This window comes from Clostridium boliviensis, assembly GCF_033342255.1.
Lineage (GTDB): Bacteria > Bacillota > Clostridia > Lachnospirales > Lachnospiraceae > Lacrimispora > Lacrimispora boliviensis.
On sequence record NZ_JAWONS010000133.1, the window covers coordinates 14,985 to 28,637 of the forward strand.

General features: G+C 41.1%; 15 protein-coding genes. 14 read left to right on the forward strand and 1 reads right to left on the reverse strand.

Features of this window, described 5'->3' with window-relative positions; translation table 11 throughout:
- The first annotated feature begins 2 nt into the window (after positions 1-2).
- From RZO55_RS09075 to RZO55_RS09125, 11 genes are all read left to right on the forward strand, one after another.
- On the forward strand, positions 3-992 hold the full coding sequence (locus tag RZO55_RS09075; protein WP_318063958.1) for an ABC transporter ATP-binding protein: 990 nt from the start codon (positions 3-5) through the stop codon (positions 990-992).
- 12 nt (positions 993-1,004) lie between these two features.
- On the forward strand, positions 1,005-1,973 hold the full coding sequence (locus tag RZO55_RS09080; RefSeq protein ID WP_318063959.1) for an ABC transporter ATP-binding protein: 969 nt from the start codon (positions 1,005-1,007) through the stop codon (positions 1,971-1,973).
- Between the two features lie 35 nt (positions 1,974-2,008).
- The gene (locus tag RZO55_RS09085; RefSeq protein WP_318063960.1) at positions 2,009-2,776 is read left to right on the forward strand and encodes a copper homeostasis protein CutC; all 768 of its coding nucleotides are present in this window, start codon (positions 2,009-2,011) and stop codon (positions 2,774-2,776) included.
- On the forward strand, positions 2,755-3,516 hold the full coding sequence (locus tag RZO55_RS09090; protein ID WP_318063961.1) for a DeoR/GlpR family DNA-binding transcription regulator: 762 nt from the start codon (positions 2,755-2,757) through the stop codon (positions 3,514-3,516). The genes RZO55_RS09085 and RZO55_RS09090 overlap by 22 nt, the downstream gene beginning before the upstream one ends.
- A gap of 61 nt (positions 3,517-3,577) precedes the next feature.
- On the forward strand, positions 3,578-6,142 hold the full coding sequence (locus RZO55_RS09095; protein WP_318063962.1) for a transglutaminase domain-containing protein: 2,565 nt from the start codon (positions 3,578-3,580) through the stop codon (positions 6,140-6,142).
- Between the two features lie 156 nt (positions 6,143-6,298).
- Complete coding sequence (locus tag RZO55_RS09100) at positions 6,299-6,646, forward strand: PadR family transcriptional regulator (protein WP_439100040.1); 348 nt, start codon at positions 6,299-6,301, stop codon at positions 6,644-6,646.
- On the forward strand, positions 6,643-7,272 hold the full coding sequence (locus RZO55_RS09105; RefSeq protein WP_318063963.1) for a DUF2812 domain-containing protein: 630 nt from the start codon (positions 6,643-6,645) through the stop codon (positions 7,270-7,272). Before RZO55_RS09100 ends, RZO55_RS09105 begins: the two co-directional genes overlap by 4 nt.
- A 117-nt stretch (positions 7,273-7,389) precedes the next feature.
- Complete coding sequence (locus RZO55_RS09110) at positions 7,390-8,229, forward strand: AraC family transcriptional regulator (RefSeq protein ID WP_318063964.1); 840 nt, start codon at positions 7,390-7,392, stop codon at positions 8,227-8,229.
- Between the two features lie 190 nt (positions 8,230-8,419).
- Positions 8,420-9,529, forward strand: a complete 1,110-nt coding sequence (locus tag RZO55_RS09115) for a class I SAM-dependent methyltransferase (protein WP_318063965.1) — start codon at positions 8,420-8,422, stop codon at positions 9,527-9,529.
- An 86-nt stretch (positions 9,530-9,615) separates the two neighbouring features.
- Positions 9,616-9,789: a DUF6440 family protein gene (locus tag RZO55_RS09120; RefSeq protein ID WP_318063966.1), complete on the forward strand. Its 174-nt coding sequence runs from the start codon at positions 9,616-9,618 to the stop codon at positions 9,787-9,789.
- An 18-nt stretch (positions 9,790-9,807) separates the two neighbouring features.
- The gene (locus tag RZO55_RS09125; protein WP_318063967.1) at positions 9,808-9,996 is read left to right on the forward strand and encodes a hypothetical protein; all 189 of its coding nucleotides are present in this window, start codon (positions 9,808-9,810) and stop codon (positions 9,994-9,996) included.
- 13 nt (positions 9,997-10,009) lie between these two features.
- Here the strand turns inward: RZO55_RS09125 and RZO55_RS09130 are convergent, their stop codons facing one another.
- Positions 10,010-10,420, reverse strand: a complete 411-nt coding sequence (locus RZO55_RS09130; protein WP_318063968.1) for a helix-turn-helix domain-containing protein — start codon at positions 10,418-10,420, stop codon at positions 10,010-10,012.
- Between the two features lie 249 nt (positions 10,421-10,669).
- Between RZO55_RS09130 and RZO55_RS09135 the strand changes: the two genes are divergently transcribed.
- From RZO55_RS09135 to gatB, 3 genes are all read left to right on the forward strand, one after another.
- Positions 10,670-12,748 carry a BglG family transcription antiterminator gene (locus RZO55_RS09135; RefSeq protein ID WP_318063969.1) on the forward strand — a complete coding sequence of 693 codons (2,079 nt, stop codon included), beginning with the start codon at positions 10,670-10,672 and terminating at the stop codon, positions 12,746-12,748.
- A 148-nt stretch (positions 12,749-12,896) separates the two neighbouring features.
- Entirely contained in the window at positions 12,897-13,376 is a 480-nt protein-coding gene (locus RZO55_RS09140) for a PTS sugar transporter subunit IIA (RefSeq protein WP_318063970.1), read from the forward strand.
- Positions 13,361-13,642, forward strand: a complete 282-nt coding sequence (gene gatB / locus RZO55_RS09145; RefSeq protein WP_318063971.1) for a PTS galactitol transporter subunit IIB — start codon at positions 13,361-13,363, stop codon at positions 13,640-13,642. Before RZO55_RS09140 ends, gatB begins: the two co-directional genes overlap by 16 nt.
- The last annotated feature ends 11 nt before the right edge of the window (positions 13,643-13,653 follow it).

Sequence of the window (13,653 nt, forward strand, 5' to 3'; positions counted from 1 at the left end):
CAGTGAGCAGATTACTAGAAGTTAATCAGTTACGGGTACAGATACAGACACAGCACGGTACGGTTCAGGCGGTCCGGGGAATCAGTTTTCATTTGGATGAACAGGAGACTCTGGCAATCGTAGGGGAGTCCGGTTCTGGCAAGTCCATTTCTGTAAAAAGTATTATGGGACTGCTTCCTAAAAATGGAAAAATTGTAGAAGGCAGTATACTTTTAGAAGGAAAGGATCTTGCAAAACACAGTGAGCGGCAGATGCAGGCAGTTAGAGGATCTGATATTTCTATGATATTTCAGGACCCGATGACCTCTTTAAATCCTACTATGACCATTGGTAAGCAGATTGTGGAGGTGCTGAAAGAACATCGGAAGGATATGACAAAGGCTCAGATGAAAGACCGTGCTCTTGAACTGATTTCTTTGGTGGGCATATCTAATCCGGAGGCAAGGTATGACCAGTATCCCCATCAGCTTTCCGGAGGTATGAGACAAAGGGTAGTTATTGCAGTGGCTCTGGCCTGCGATCCAAAGATTTTAATTGCTGATGAGCCTACAACAGCGCTGGATGTAACGATTCAGGCCCAGATCCTGGATCTGATGAGGGATTTACAGAAAAAAATTAAAACTTCTATTATTATTATCACTCATAATCTTGGAGTTGTGGCTAATATTGCAGATCGTGTTGCTGTTATGTATGGAGGACAGCTGGTGGAAACTGCTGATGTGAGAGAGTTGTTTTATGAAACTGCTCATCCTTACACAAAAGGGCTTCTGGCTTCTATACCAAAGGCTTCTGAAAAGGGAAGTGAGCTGACTGCAATTCCGGGGACACCTCCGGATTTGATGGAACCGCCAAATGGATGTCCGTTTGCGGCCAGATGTACGAAGACCATGGAGGTCTGCAGGCAGTATCCTCCTGAGGATATGCTTTGCGGCAAAACCCATTATGCGCGCTGCTGGCTGCTTGATGAGCGGGCAAAGGCCCTAAGGGAATAGGAGGAAACCAGAATGTCGGCGGATAAGAAACCTTTATTAGAAGTAAAACATTTGAAAAAGTATTTCCATGTGGGGAAAAACCAGACTTTAAAAGCCGTGAGAGATATCAGCCTGGATATTTATAAAGGAGAGACTCTGGGACTGGTGGGAGAGAGCGGATGCGGAAAGTCCACTTTTGGCCGGACGGTAATTCAGCTGTATGAACCGACTGAAGGAACAATTAAATATGATGGGCGGGAAATTAATAACAGTCTTTCGCAGGCGGATCGTCATGATTTTACAAGGAAAATGCAGATGATTTTTCAGGATCCTTATGCTTCCTTAAATCCGCGCATGAAGGTCATGGATATTATTGCAGAAGGAATGGACGCTCATGGAATCTGTAAAGGACAGGAGCGGAAAGAGAAAGTAATTGAGCTTTTGGAAACGGTAGGGCTTTCCGGGGAGCATGCAAACCGTTTTCCTCATGAATTTTCCGGGGGACAGCGGCAAAGAGTCGGGATCGCCAGGGCATTGGCTGTTGATCCGGAGTTTATAATCTGTGATGAACCCATATCCGCTCTTGATGTTTCCATTCAGGCTCAGGTAATTAATCTGCTGAAGGAGTTACAGAAGAAGAGAAGCCTTACATACCTCTTTATTGCTCACGATCTTTCCATGGTGAAACACATCAGTGACCGGATTGGCGTTATGTATCTGGGAAGTATGGTGGAACTGGCAGACAGTGAGACGTTGTTTGATGATCCGGTGCATCCATATACACAGGCATTGCTTTCTGCAATTCCAATCCCTGACCCGGATGTGGAGAAGACCCGGAACAGAATCATGCTGGAAGGAAGTCTTCCTGATCCTATCCGTCTGACGCAGGGGTGCCTCTTCGCCGGACGATGCCCCTATACGGAAGAACTCTGCAGCAAAAAAACACCGGAGATGAAAGAAGTAAGACCGGGACATTTTGCGGCCTGCCATAAAGCGAAATAAGATGGCAATGAAAAAAAGATTGTTAGGAGAAAATGATGAAAGACTATATCTTGGAGGTCTGCGTGGATTCTGTGGAGTCTGCAATAGCGGCAGTACGGGGAGGAGCCCAAAGGCTGGAGCTCTGTGCGAATCTGGTGATTGGAGGAACTACTCCTGGAGTGAGCCAGTTTAAGCAAATACGCAAAGCCTGTGATATTCCCATAAATGTACTGGTTAGGCCCCGGTATGGCGACTTTTTGTATACAGATTATGAGTTCCAGATGATTGCTGAGGATGCCCGGATGTTCCGGGAGCTTGGTGCAGATGGTATCGTGACAGGCTTTTTAAAACCGGATGGAAACCTTGATGTGGAACGGTTAAAGGTGCTTAAAGAAAAGGTGGGGAAAGGCAGTCTGACTCTTCACCGTGCTTTCGATGTATGCCGGGATCCTTATAAAAGCCTTGAGGAGGCCATAGAAGCGGGAGCAGATACTATACTGACCTCGGGACAGCAAAATACCTGCTTAGAGGGGAGAAAGCTTTTGGGGGAACTGATCCGCAAGGCAGCAGGCAAAATTGATATTATGGCCGGCAGCGGAGTAAATGTGAGTACTATGGCCTGTCTGATGGATGAGATAGGCGCCAGGATTTTTCATATGTCAGGCAAGGAGATCGTGGACAGCGGTATGATTTACCGGAAAGAGAATGTAAGCATGGGAATTCCGGGAATCGGTGAATACGATATCTTCCGCACGAGGGAGGAAGAGATACGCCAGGCAAAAAAATTAATGGAGGAAAAAGCATGTTTACGGAAGAACGTTTAGACAGGATATTACAGATTCTTCAGGCTGAGGGAATGGTGAAGGTAAAGGATTTAAGTGCCCTTTTTCAGGTGACAGAGGATTGTATACGAAAAGATCTAAAAAGCCTGGAAAATGCCGGAAAGCTGAAACGAACCTATGGGGGAGCTTTATTGTCCCAGGATTATCCACTGAAAAGAGATGTAATTGACCGAAGGGATACGAATATTGAGAAAAAGATGTTAATTGCCCAAAAAGCGTTTGATCTCATAAGCGGGAATGAAACCATTTTTCTGGATATTTCTACTACAAATATTATGGTTGCGGATCTGCTTGCCAAGTCCCATAAGCGGGTGACTGTAGTGACAAATATGATTGATATTATGCAGACACTTGCTGTGAATCCCAGTATTGTCGCTATCGGAACCGGAGGAATTATGTACCATACGGTCAATGGATTTATGGGAGCGGCGGCCATTGAGATCATTAAGCAGTACAGTTTCGACCGGGCATTTATCGGGACCTGTGGTCTGGATCTTACCGATAATTCCATTACTACTCTGGGGGTGGAGGATGGGCTGACAAAGAGAGCTGCCATTGCCAGCAGCAGGCATAAGTATCTGATAATGGAAAAGGATAAATTTTATTTTAATGATTCTTATAAATTTGCCCATTTTGATGACATTGATGGAATTATTACGGATTCAAGTCCAGATGAAGCTACGTGCAAAAGGCTTTATTCAGCCGGGGTCACCATCCTTTAATTGTTTGATGAAGGCTTTATGGAAGAATAAAATGAGATGATTACGCGGAGGAAAATTTGTAATGTTTACAGAACATTTGCAGAGGTATGCCCAGGAAAAATATGAACTCAGACTTCCCTATTTAAAAGGGTTAAAAGGGGAAGTTGAGAAAGCCATGGAAGGCTGTAGTTTTGAAGAACAGGTGCTCATGAAATTTCTATATGGTACGATGCCCCTTAGGGATGCCGGAGAATATGAGTTTAACGTATTCCTGGGATTTGTAAGGCACTCTCTTATGGTTTATGAGCAGATGGAATGGTGTCAGGAGATTCCGGAGGATATCTTTTTACATCATATATTATATTACCGGGTCAATACGGAAAACATTGAAGACTGCCGTCAGTTTTTTTATGATAAGCTAATTGACCGGGTTAAAGGACTTTCTGTGAGAGATGCAGTGCTGGAAATCAATTACTGGTGTGCAGAAAACGGAACTTATGAGTCGTCCGATAACAGGACCATTTCTCCAGTAACCGTATATAAATCAGGAAAAGGCAGATGCGGGGAAGAATCCACCTTTGCAGTTACAGCCTTCCGGAGTGTGGGCATACCGGCGAGACAGGTATATACACCCAGATGGGCCCATTGTGATGATAACCATGCATGGGTTGAGGTGTTCGTGGATGGCAAATGGTATTTTCTGGGGGCATGTGAGCCGGAGGAAGTACTTAATAAGGGCTGGTTTACCAATGCTTCTTCCAGGGCATTGCTGGTACATACCAGAACCTTTTCTGATTATTCAGGTGATACAGTGAATGAGTGTCTGGGACAGGAGGATTTGCTGGTTTATTATAATGAAACGGCCACCTATGCCTGGACCAGATTTTATGAAATACAGGTGCTTGACGAGGAGAGTAATCCTGTAGAAAACGCTTTGGTTTCGATTGAAATACTTAATATGGCGGAATATTGCAGCGTGGCGTCCCTGGTAACGGACAATCAGGGTAAGGTGACAATTACCATTGGTCTGGGCGATGTACATGTCTGGGCAGGTAAAGGAAAACTTAGCTGTGAAGCATGGATCTCACCAGAAGAGGAAGATCATGCAGTGCTGTATTTAAGGGATGAAAACAGGAAATCCTTCCGGGAAGTTTGGATCGATACAGATGTGAGAGCTCCAAGGGACTATCCTATGCATACGTTTAAGCTTACCAGAGAACAAAAACAAAGAAACAGAGACAGGATTAACAAAGCGAATCAGGTGAGAGAGGAAAGGATTGCAGGGTACTTTAGAGAAGAGGACTCTGTGAGTTCCGGGCAGAACCACATTCTACGGTTATCGGCGGGTAATTTTGATGAGATTTACAGGTTTATGAATCAGGATAAGAACCCGGATCGGAAAATTATGCTGGAGAGTCTGACTATCAAGGATTATAAGGATGCCAGTGCGGATATCCTGGAAAGTCATTTAAATGGAGCGGCTCCGTACCGTAAGATCTGGGAAGAGAACAAGAAACTGGATGTTTATGGGAAGTATATACTCTGTCCCAGAATATTGCTGGAAGAGATGACGGACTACCGGGGATTTATTGATGGATTCTTTGGTGAGAGGCAAAAGGAAGAATTCCGAAGAAATCCAAGGGCTATTTGGCAGTACGTGAAGCACAACATAGGTTTTGAACCGAAGCTTGATTATAAGACCATTTTTTCTACACCAGCTGGAAGCCTTAAGCTTTTACAGGGCAATCTCCTTAGCCAGAAGATATTATTTGCAGCGATCTGCCGTACCTTGGGCATTCCCGCCAGGATTAACACTGTGAATCTGGAAGCGGAGATATATGAAAATGATGGTTTTGTATCTGTGACTGGAGAGGATGAAGGAGCAAAGCCTCTCACTGGTGAAAAGGGAAAACTGTTATTGCACGCAGATACGGATATTGTACCAGTTTACTATCAGACGTGGACCATTGGTATGAAAAAAGATGGGCAGTTTATAACTTTGGATTATACTGGGTTAAAGTTTAATGAAGGCTTTTTGAATCTGGATTTAGCACCTGGAGAATATCGCCTTGTTACTTCCGTCCGCCTTCCAAGTGGAAACCAAAATGCCAGTGAATATTTATTTGAGTTGAAAACTGATGAAGTAAAGACGGTCTCTATGCGCCTTAGGATTGGAAGAATGGAGGACATGCTGGTTGACTATGTGATAAATGATTTTGAAGTGAACATGAAAGATCATGTGGGCGATCATATGGTTTTTGCATCGGAACTTATGTCTGAGAAGGCCAATATACTGGCTGTCTTATCTGAAGGGCAGGAACCCACCGAGCACGTCCTTAACGAAATGCTGGAGCAAAAGGATTCCTTAAATGCTCTGGATGCCCAGATTATTTTTCTGCTGCAAGGCGAAGATTCTTTAAAAAATTTAACCGTGCAAAAGGTTCTCAAGGCAATTCCCGGAATCAAGGTGGGTTACTTTAACTTTGATGAGGGGGTAGAACCGTTGGCTCGTAAAGTGTATGTGGATCCTGAAAAGCTTCCGCTTTTAATTGTCACGAACCCAGGGTTAAACGCAGTTTACGCATGCAGCGGCTACAATGTTGGGAGTGTGGCTCTGATGGAGAAGCTATTATGTTTAAGTGAGTAAAATGCAGTTAGAGAAGATGCTGTGGGGTATAAGTTTTGGCGCTGTTTTGTCATAATGACGGACAGCGCCGTTTTGATGTTCTGATTAAATTCTTTTTCTAATCGCTTGAAATTTATTACGTTTAGTGATATGGTTATTACAGTAAACGTAATATAGATGGGAGCGATAATTATTCGGGATAATATAAAAGGCGGTGCATTGACTGAAACAACCTTTCTTGTTTTACTGGCCGTATATCAACCCAATCATGGGTATGGAATCATGCAGTTTATTGATAAAGAAACCAATGGACGGGTTGTTTTAGGCGCGGGCACTTTGTATGGAGCTATTAATACATTAGTAAAGAAGAAGTGGATTGTTTCTTATGATGATGAAGCTGGCAGCAAGAAAAAAGAATATGTCATAACTGATGTTGGAAGACAAAAAGCGGAGGAAGAGTTACAACGAATGAGAGAGGTTGTGAAATTGGCTTCTGTTATCATGTCAGGGGGTAAAAGCGAATGAGTAAAATAGTATTCCGATACTTTTTTGATTTTATGGACGGTCAGGAAAGATGGTTAAATCGTATGGCTGAGTGCGGTTTTCGGCTAAGAAAATGTGGTAAGATCACCTATGTTTTTGATAAATGTGAGCCTGATGAATATGAATATAAAGTAGAATTTGTGGGACATAGGGCGTATCTCCAGGCGAAGGACTATGGAAGATATCTTGAAAGCATGGGATTTCAGACCTTTTCAAAAAATATTAATCTCAACTATTCATTTGGCAGGATCAAATGGCGGCCATATGCAATAGGATTGGGACAGATTGCTACATCACCAGGAGGGATCAATAAGGAACTTTTGATTTTAGAGAAAAAAAGGGATGGTAAACCTTTTGAACTGCATACAGATCTGGCTGATAAATTGGATATATATAAAAGGGTTAAGCGAGCGTATGCCTGGGCCGTGTTAATGATACTTCTGCTGGAAGTTGTGACGTTAGTGCCAAATACATCTTCAATATCGGATACAATGCTTTTGACAGTCAGAATAGTCCTGATATTTACTGGCGGGCTGTTTCTTATCCCATTGGTAAAATATTTCAGATTGGTAAAGTGCCTGAAAGAGGAAGGGAAAATCTATGAATAAGTAATATCTGAATGAGAGTATTGATCCATTGCGTAATGCAATAGACAAATCGAAGCATTCTGTGACAGGATGAATATGTTCCATTTTGTTATTATTACTTTGTCAGGAGGTGTTTGAATGGAATGGGTCAGGAGTCTTAACAAAGCAATTGAATATATGGAAGATCACTTGCTTGAAGAGTTAACCTGTGAGGAAGTCGCGGCGCACGTCTATATTTCTAATTTTCACTTTCAAAGGTGTTTCAGTCTGTTGACAGATATGACCGTGGGAGAGTATATCAGAAACAGACGTCTTTCTCTTGCTGGTCAGGAACTTGCTTCGTCTGATAAGAAAATAATCGATGTAGCATTAAAATACGGGTATGAGACACCGGAAAGCTTTACAAAGGCGTTCGCGCGTTTTCATGGAGTTACGCCGACTCAGGCTAAGGTTGAGGGTTCCGGGCTGAAATCCTTTAGTCGCCTTTTGATCAAAATAAAATTGGAAGGTGGAACTGTTATGGATTACAAGATTATCACGAGAGAAGCATTTAAGGTATTGGTTATGACAAGGCTGTTTAAAACGGAAAGTAGTTTTACAGATCTTCCGGATTACTGGACGGAATATTTTTCGAAGGGTTACGATAAGCTGGTACCCGGCGATATGGGGATTTGCGAGCCGGAACTGCCGGATTCTGATGAATTTAGATACGGAATCGGTCAGGAGTATGCCGAAGGAGCAGAAGTTCCAAAAGGATATGAACTAATGACTATTCCGGCAAATACCTGGGCCGTATTTAGGTGTATTGGTCCCATGCCTTTAGCCATGCAGGAAGTCTGGAAGCGAATTTATAGTGAATGGCTGCCACAGGCAGATTATGAGCGTATTCAGGGAAGCGATTTTGAGGTATATACAGAAGGCAATAATCAGAGTGAGGACTATGTCAGCGAAATCTGGATACCTGTCAGAAAGAAATAAATACAATGCTTTCAACTGAGACAATAGCAGATGAGGAAAAAGGAAGATGCCTTTTTTCTGATTTGCTATTGCTGTTTTATAAGAATTTAGGTTACTCACTCAAAGCGTGAGAAAACTCTTAGAATGCGTTATTCTAAACATGAAATTCTTATGTTAATATCTATATATGAATATAAGGAGGGATTAGCGGATGAAAATCATGATTGCCGAGCTTAGAAAGAATAAAGGAATCAGCCAGCAGGAACTGGCAGATGTTATGGGTGTGGCATACCAGACTGTAAGCAAATGGGAAACAAATGTGACATTCCCGGATATAACGCTTTTGCCTCAGCTGGCGCAATACTTTGATGTTTCAGTTGATGAGCTGCTAGGATTAAAACCTTTGCCGTCACTAACCTATATTCCTTCTGAATCGGGGATGAAAGGTTACTGGAGTGAGCGCCTGGAATACTTGAAAAGAACCCGGGATTCTTTATGGAATAAAGATTATCTGCAATTTCTGATAGAAAAGGTTTGGAAAATTAATAATCCAGTCAATATTCTGGATTGTGGCTGTGGCTATGGTTTTTTAAGCAGTATGCTTATGCCGCTTATGCCTGAAGGCAGTACTTATACAGGAGTAGATTTTAGTGAAAACCTTATTAACGAAGGTAGAGAGGCACTTGGCAGTGTCAACAATCATATAAGATTTATTTGTGATAATGTGTTGACATATGAATCTGATTTAAAATACGATTTTGTCATAACACAGGCAGTTTTAAGGCACATTGATAATCCTCAGTTGTTTCTTGAAAAAATGATTTCGTTTACAAAAAAAGGTGGCTGCCTTGTATGTGTTGAGGTCAACAGAGAATTGGAAAATGCGGGGCTTTATATTGAGGGTATGGATTATGACTATTTATGTGAAAATCCTGGATTTAGAAAAATGTGGAGCACTGAATTGGAACGTCAGGGAAGGGATTATTCCATTGGTATGAAAATTCCCCACATGATGAGACAGCTTGGAGTGAAAGATATTGATATAAGAATGAGTGATAAGGTTAGTTTTATTTCACCGGAATCTTATAATTATAATGAAAAAATGACAGATTTTATACAAGCTCAGGAGTTTTATGAGCATAAAACAGATGCCTGGAGAACAAGGGCTATTGACCGGTTTATGAATCACGGAATGGATAGAAAAGACGCAGAACATTACTGCAATAAGCAAAATAACATTACTGATTATATATATCACAACCGTGAGACACTGGCTTATACACATTTATATGGACTTCTTATCTCTTTTGGCACAATATAGTTTAGTATGTGAAAGCTTGGTATTGATTATCAGCAGTTAATGGGCTAAAATTATGAGTAACTATTAGGTGGATAGGAGGATATCATATGTCTGAAGAGAGATTTGAGAGAATTTATGCGCAGGGAAAGATTGCAACTGTGACGGAAATATGGGTAGATAAGCAAACGGGTGTAAACTATATATTTCACAGAAATGGCAATGCATCTGGGTTTACTCCCTTGCTTGATGAAAACGGAAAGCCTGTTATATCGGCTAAATGATATGGGAGGGAAGAGGATATGAATGTTCTGCAGATAAAAGACAACCTGGTTTGCGAAATATCAAAATGTAACAATGTTATGGGCATAGCGCAAACAGGTGATATAAATGCAAAACTGGTACCTGGGCAAAGTGATATTGATTTGTTCGTTCTTTGTGAGGCTATCCCGGACTGGAAAGAACGCGAACAGGTACTGGAGAATGGATAACATGATTCTCCTCTTATTTTATTGGCTGTCTGGATAAGTTGACTAAAAAATCATAAGCTTTCTTCTTCTCTGTCTCAGGCAGTGTTAAATAAATTTCTGCTATGGCTGCCATCTCATCCATATCTCCGGTCCGGTAGATATCATCATACGTTTCTTTGAGCAGTATCCCATCCTCTGGTTTGAATGTACCGCTCTGCCAATGGCTGTTTTCAGTAAAGTAATTCTGACAGCCAATTAAATAATCTGGAGTTGTTTTCAGAATCACTGCTAATTTTTCCAGAACGTTTGCAGGGACTTTCTCAATATTGCCATTTTCATATCGGAAGACTGTCGATCTTGAAACACCTAACAGACTTGCCACATCGTCTGCGCGCATCCCTAATTGTTTCCTTCTTTTTTTAATTCTTTGACCCGTTATTGACATATTTTTACCTCCTGATTGTATCATAGCATTAATGTTGCAAGAATGCAACAAATATAGAAGCAAATATGCGATTAATGATTGACATTTCATTACGTATGAGCTATCCTATATATCATATAGTGGCATAAATGCAACTGCATGGGAGTGGTAATAACCTTATGCTGTATTTTTTTATTATACAAGTAGCATTAAAGCGACTGAACGCGATTGGAGAAAGTTGCAAAGATTAATCAAAAGGGGGGGCTTATCATGAATCAGCGAATTGTATCAATCATCAATGACCTGGCGCCGGAAGGTAAGATCAGTCTGGATCAGCTAAGCCAGCATTATCAAATTTCTAAAAGAACATTGCGTAATGATATCAATGCAATTAATGAATTATTAATTGATAATGGATTTTGCCCCATTACATTTGATAAAGGGCTGGTGATTCGGCAAAGTGATTTTGGGAGGATCATGCCGTTTGTACCAAAACAGGACTTATATTCTTATCGATTATCAAGAGAAGAACGGGGGTCTCTGGCTGCTTCCATTTTAGTTTCTTCTTCTGGCTTCATCACACTTTCAATGATTGCAGATTATCTGTATGTGAGCAGGGCAACGATCATCAAGGATATGGATTTAATTAAAAATATATTAAAGGATACTGGCTTAGAGTTAATATCTTACCCCAACAAAGGATTGTGGGTACAGGGTGCAGAAAGCTTAAAAAGAAAATTTATTCTTGGTCTGATACAAAAGGAACAGATGTTTTTAACGGAGGATGAAAAAGGGAAAACAAAATTTGTCCTGCAGGCCGGGAATGCGATTGTCATTCGTAAAATTATTACTGAGCAGGAAAAGCTGCATGGTTCTCATCTGACAGAGGAATCATTTCATTTTATAACAGATTATATCCGGGTAATGATACAGCGCAATAAACAGGGGGAATATGTGGAGCCTCAGGGATACGGAACAGTTGGGAAACAATACCGCATGGCACAGGATATTTTAAAATTCATTTCACAGTATTGCAATATCTTATCAACTGAAGATGAAGTACTATTTTTAGCTAATATATTGGAGGGTGTCCGTTATCTGAAACAGAAAGATTTTGCAGATGGAAATACAATTAAAATTCAGCTTCTCACCAGAAAATTAATTGAAAATATTTCTGATGATTTAAATATAAACCTTAACGACGATTATGATTTTTATGAGAATTTGTCCAACCATCTTCACTCTATGTTCTATAATAAAACTGGTTATCTGCCTTGTGAAGATTCGTTTCAGACGATTATTCAGAATAATCCGGAGGTTTTGGAGGCTGTGCAAAGATGTGTCAGTCTTTTTTTCCCATACATAAAGAGGAAAGTTGAGCAGATTGAACTAATTTATATCACAATCCATATTTGTGCAGCCATAGAAAGAAAAAAGAATAAAGATGTGGCATTTCATGTTGTACTGGCCTGTAATGGAGGGGTGGGAACCTCCCAGCTGCTGTTGGTAAGATTGAAGAAGCATTTTAACTTTAAGGTGGTGGATATTGTGTCCTCTCATGAAGCTATGCTGATAACGCCGGACCAGGCAGACTTGATAATTACTACAGTTCCGTTAAAAGATTGCCTGGTTCAGCATATTGTTGTCAGCCCTCTTCTTAATGATGAGGATTATATTCGTGTGGGCAGTAAGATCGATACCATTCGGGATAGCAGGCATTTACCAATTCGCAGGGAGAAAAAGGAGATAACGGTAAATAGTATTATAAGAACTATGCTTCCGGTTATTAATAAGTATCTGCCGGAAGCGGAACGGTCCTGCATGGAAGAGATAAAACTGTGTCTGGAAAATTATCTGGGAGAAAAGGATACGGGAGATATCTTTTCCCCCTGTCTTCACCATTTGCTAACTGCAGATTTTATTTTACTGGATGTGGAATGCTCCGATTGGAGGGAGGCGGTGAAGCGGTCTGGTGAAATTCTGATGAGGAAAGGATATATTGAAGAGCAGTACATTGATGCTATGATACATAACATCGAAGAGAACGGGCCATATGTTATGATCTCAGAAGGGTTTGCTTTTCCTCATGAAGGTCTAGAGAGGGGAACTTTGAAACTTGGGATGTCTCTGATTCGTCTGAAAACTCCCATTTCATTTGGAAATGAAGAATTTGATCCGGTAGAGTTTGTCTGCTGCCTTTCTGCAGTTGATCAAAAGTCTCATTTAAAGGCGTTTTTTCATTTGGTGAATATGCTGCAGAATCAGGAATTTAAAAGAGCGCTGCGGGAGGCTGTGGATACGGAGACGATGATTGCTATAATTGAACACTTTGAATATCGGGTGGACTAATTGTGAAAAAGGTTCTTTCATAATTTGTGCAAAGAAATATACTAATCTAATTTCCTGCACAATTTATGAAAGAACCTTGACTGTTTTTTAGGCATGTTTGATGCTATGATCGAACCAGTAAGGAAAACACAGGAAAGGAGAGAAGAAGATGCTGTGGAAGGAATTAGACAGGGAATTGATTTTTCTTGATTTAGATGTGCAGTGCAGTGACCAGGTAATGGATATTTTGGGCGGAACATTGGTGAAGGCGGGATATTGCAAACCAGATTATGTGAAAGCGCTGAAAAAAAGAGAAAAAGAATTTCCCACAGGGATCGATACGGGCTTGTTAGGAATCGCAATTCCTCATACAGCGGTTGATTATGTAAACAAGGGTAAAATTGCAATAGCCAGATTAGTGAACAAGGTGCCGTTTCATCAAATGGGGAATGATGAGGAGGTGGTAAATGTAAAACTGGTTTTTATGCTGGCTGTTGACAATCCTGAGCGGCATTTGACAAAGCTTCAGAGCATTGTGGAGGTAATTCAGGATGAATCCATATTAATGAGGCTTCTGAATGCGAAAACGGAAGAACAGATGATTGATGCAATTAAGGAAAAGGAGATGAGTGAATGCATAAGAAGGTGATTGTGGCATGCGGCGGTGCAGTTGCAACTTCTACTATAGCAGCAAATAAGGTGGTGGATTTATGCAAAAAGAATGGAATCGATGTTGAGATCTGCCAGATACGCATATCTGAGATTGATTCTTATTTGACGGGAGCAGATTTAATTGTTACAACTTCAAAGGTTAAAAGGGATTATGGAGTACCTTTGATAACGGGGATGCCATTTATTTCGGGGGTTGGGGTTGAAAAAACGGAGCAGGCAATTCTGGCTGTATTAAAGAGCTAAATTATTAAAAG

What these genes read in the sequence shown, in the direction of transcription:
- RZO55_RS09110 (WP_318063964.1), top strand. Translation starts at nt 7,390, where the DNA reads ATGGAATGGGTCAGGAGTCTTAACAAAGCAATTGAATATATGGAAGAT.
- RZO55_RS09135 (WP_318063969.1), top strand. Translation starts at nt 10,670, where the DNA reads ATGAATCAGCGAATTGTATCAATCATCAATGACCTGGCGCCGGAAGGT.
- RZO55_RS09080 (WP_318063959.1), top strand. Translation starts at nt 1,005, where the DNA reads ATGTCGGCGGATAAGAAACCTTTATTAGAAGTAAAACATTTGAAAAAG.
- gatB (WP_318063971.1), top strand. Translation starts at nt 13,361, where the DNA reads ATGCATAAGAAGGTGATTGTGGCATGCGGCGGTGCAGTTGCAACTTCT.
- RZO55_RS09095 (WP_318063962.1), top strand. Translation starts at nt 3,578, where the DNA reads ATGTTTACAGAACATTTGCAGAGGTATGCCCAGGAAAAATATGAACTC.
- RZO55_RS09115 (WP_318063965.1), top strand. Translation starts at nt 8,420, where the DNA reads ATGAAAATCATGATTGCCGAGCTTAGAAAGAATAAAGGAATCAGCCAG.
- RZO55_RS09130 (WP_318063968.1), bottom strand. Translation starts at nt 10,420, where the DNA reads ATGTCAATAACGGGTCAAAGAATTAAAAAAAGAAGGAAACAATTAGGG.
- RZO55_RS09085 (WP_318063960.1), top strand. Translation starts at nt 2,009, where the DNA reads ATGAAAGACTATATCTTGGAGGTCTGCGTGGATTCTGTGGAGTCTGCA.
- RZO55_RS09090 (WP_318063961.1), top strand. Translation starts at nt 2,755, where the DNA reads ATGTTTACGGAAGAACGTTTAGACAGGATATTACAGATTCTTCAGGCT.
- RZO55_RS09125 (WP_318063967.1), top strand. Translation starts at nt 9,808, where the DNA reads ATGAATGTTCTGCAGATAAAAGACAACCTGGTTTGCGAAATATCAAAA.
- RZO55_RS09100 (WP_439100040.1), top strand. Translation starts at nt 6,299, where the DNA reads ATGGGAGCGATAATTATTCGGGATAATATAAAAGGCGGTGCATTGACT.
- RZO55_RS09105 (WP_318063963.1), top strand. Translation starts at nt 6,643, where the DNA reads ATGAGTAAAATAGTATTCCGATACTTTTTTGATTTTATGGACGGTCAG.
- RZO55_RS09120 (WP_318063966.1), top strand. Translation starts at nt 9,616, where the DNA reads ATGTCTGAAGAGAGATTTGAGAGAATTTATGCGCAGGGAAAGATTGCA.
- RZO55_RS09140 (WP_318063970.1), top strand. Translation starts at nt 12,897, where the DNA reads ATGCTGTGGAAGGAATTAGACAGGGAATTGATTTTTCTTGATTTAGAT.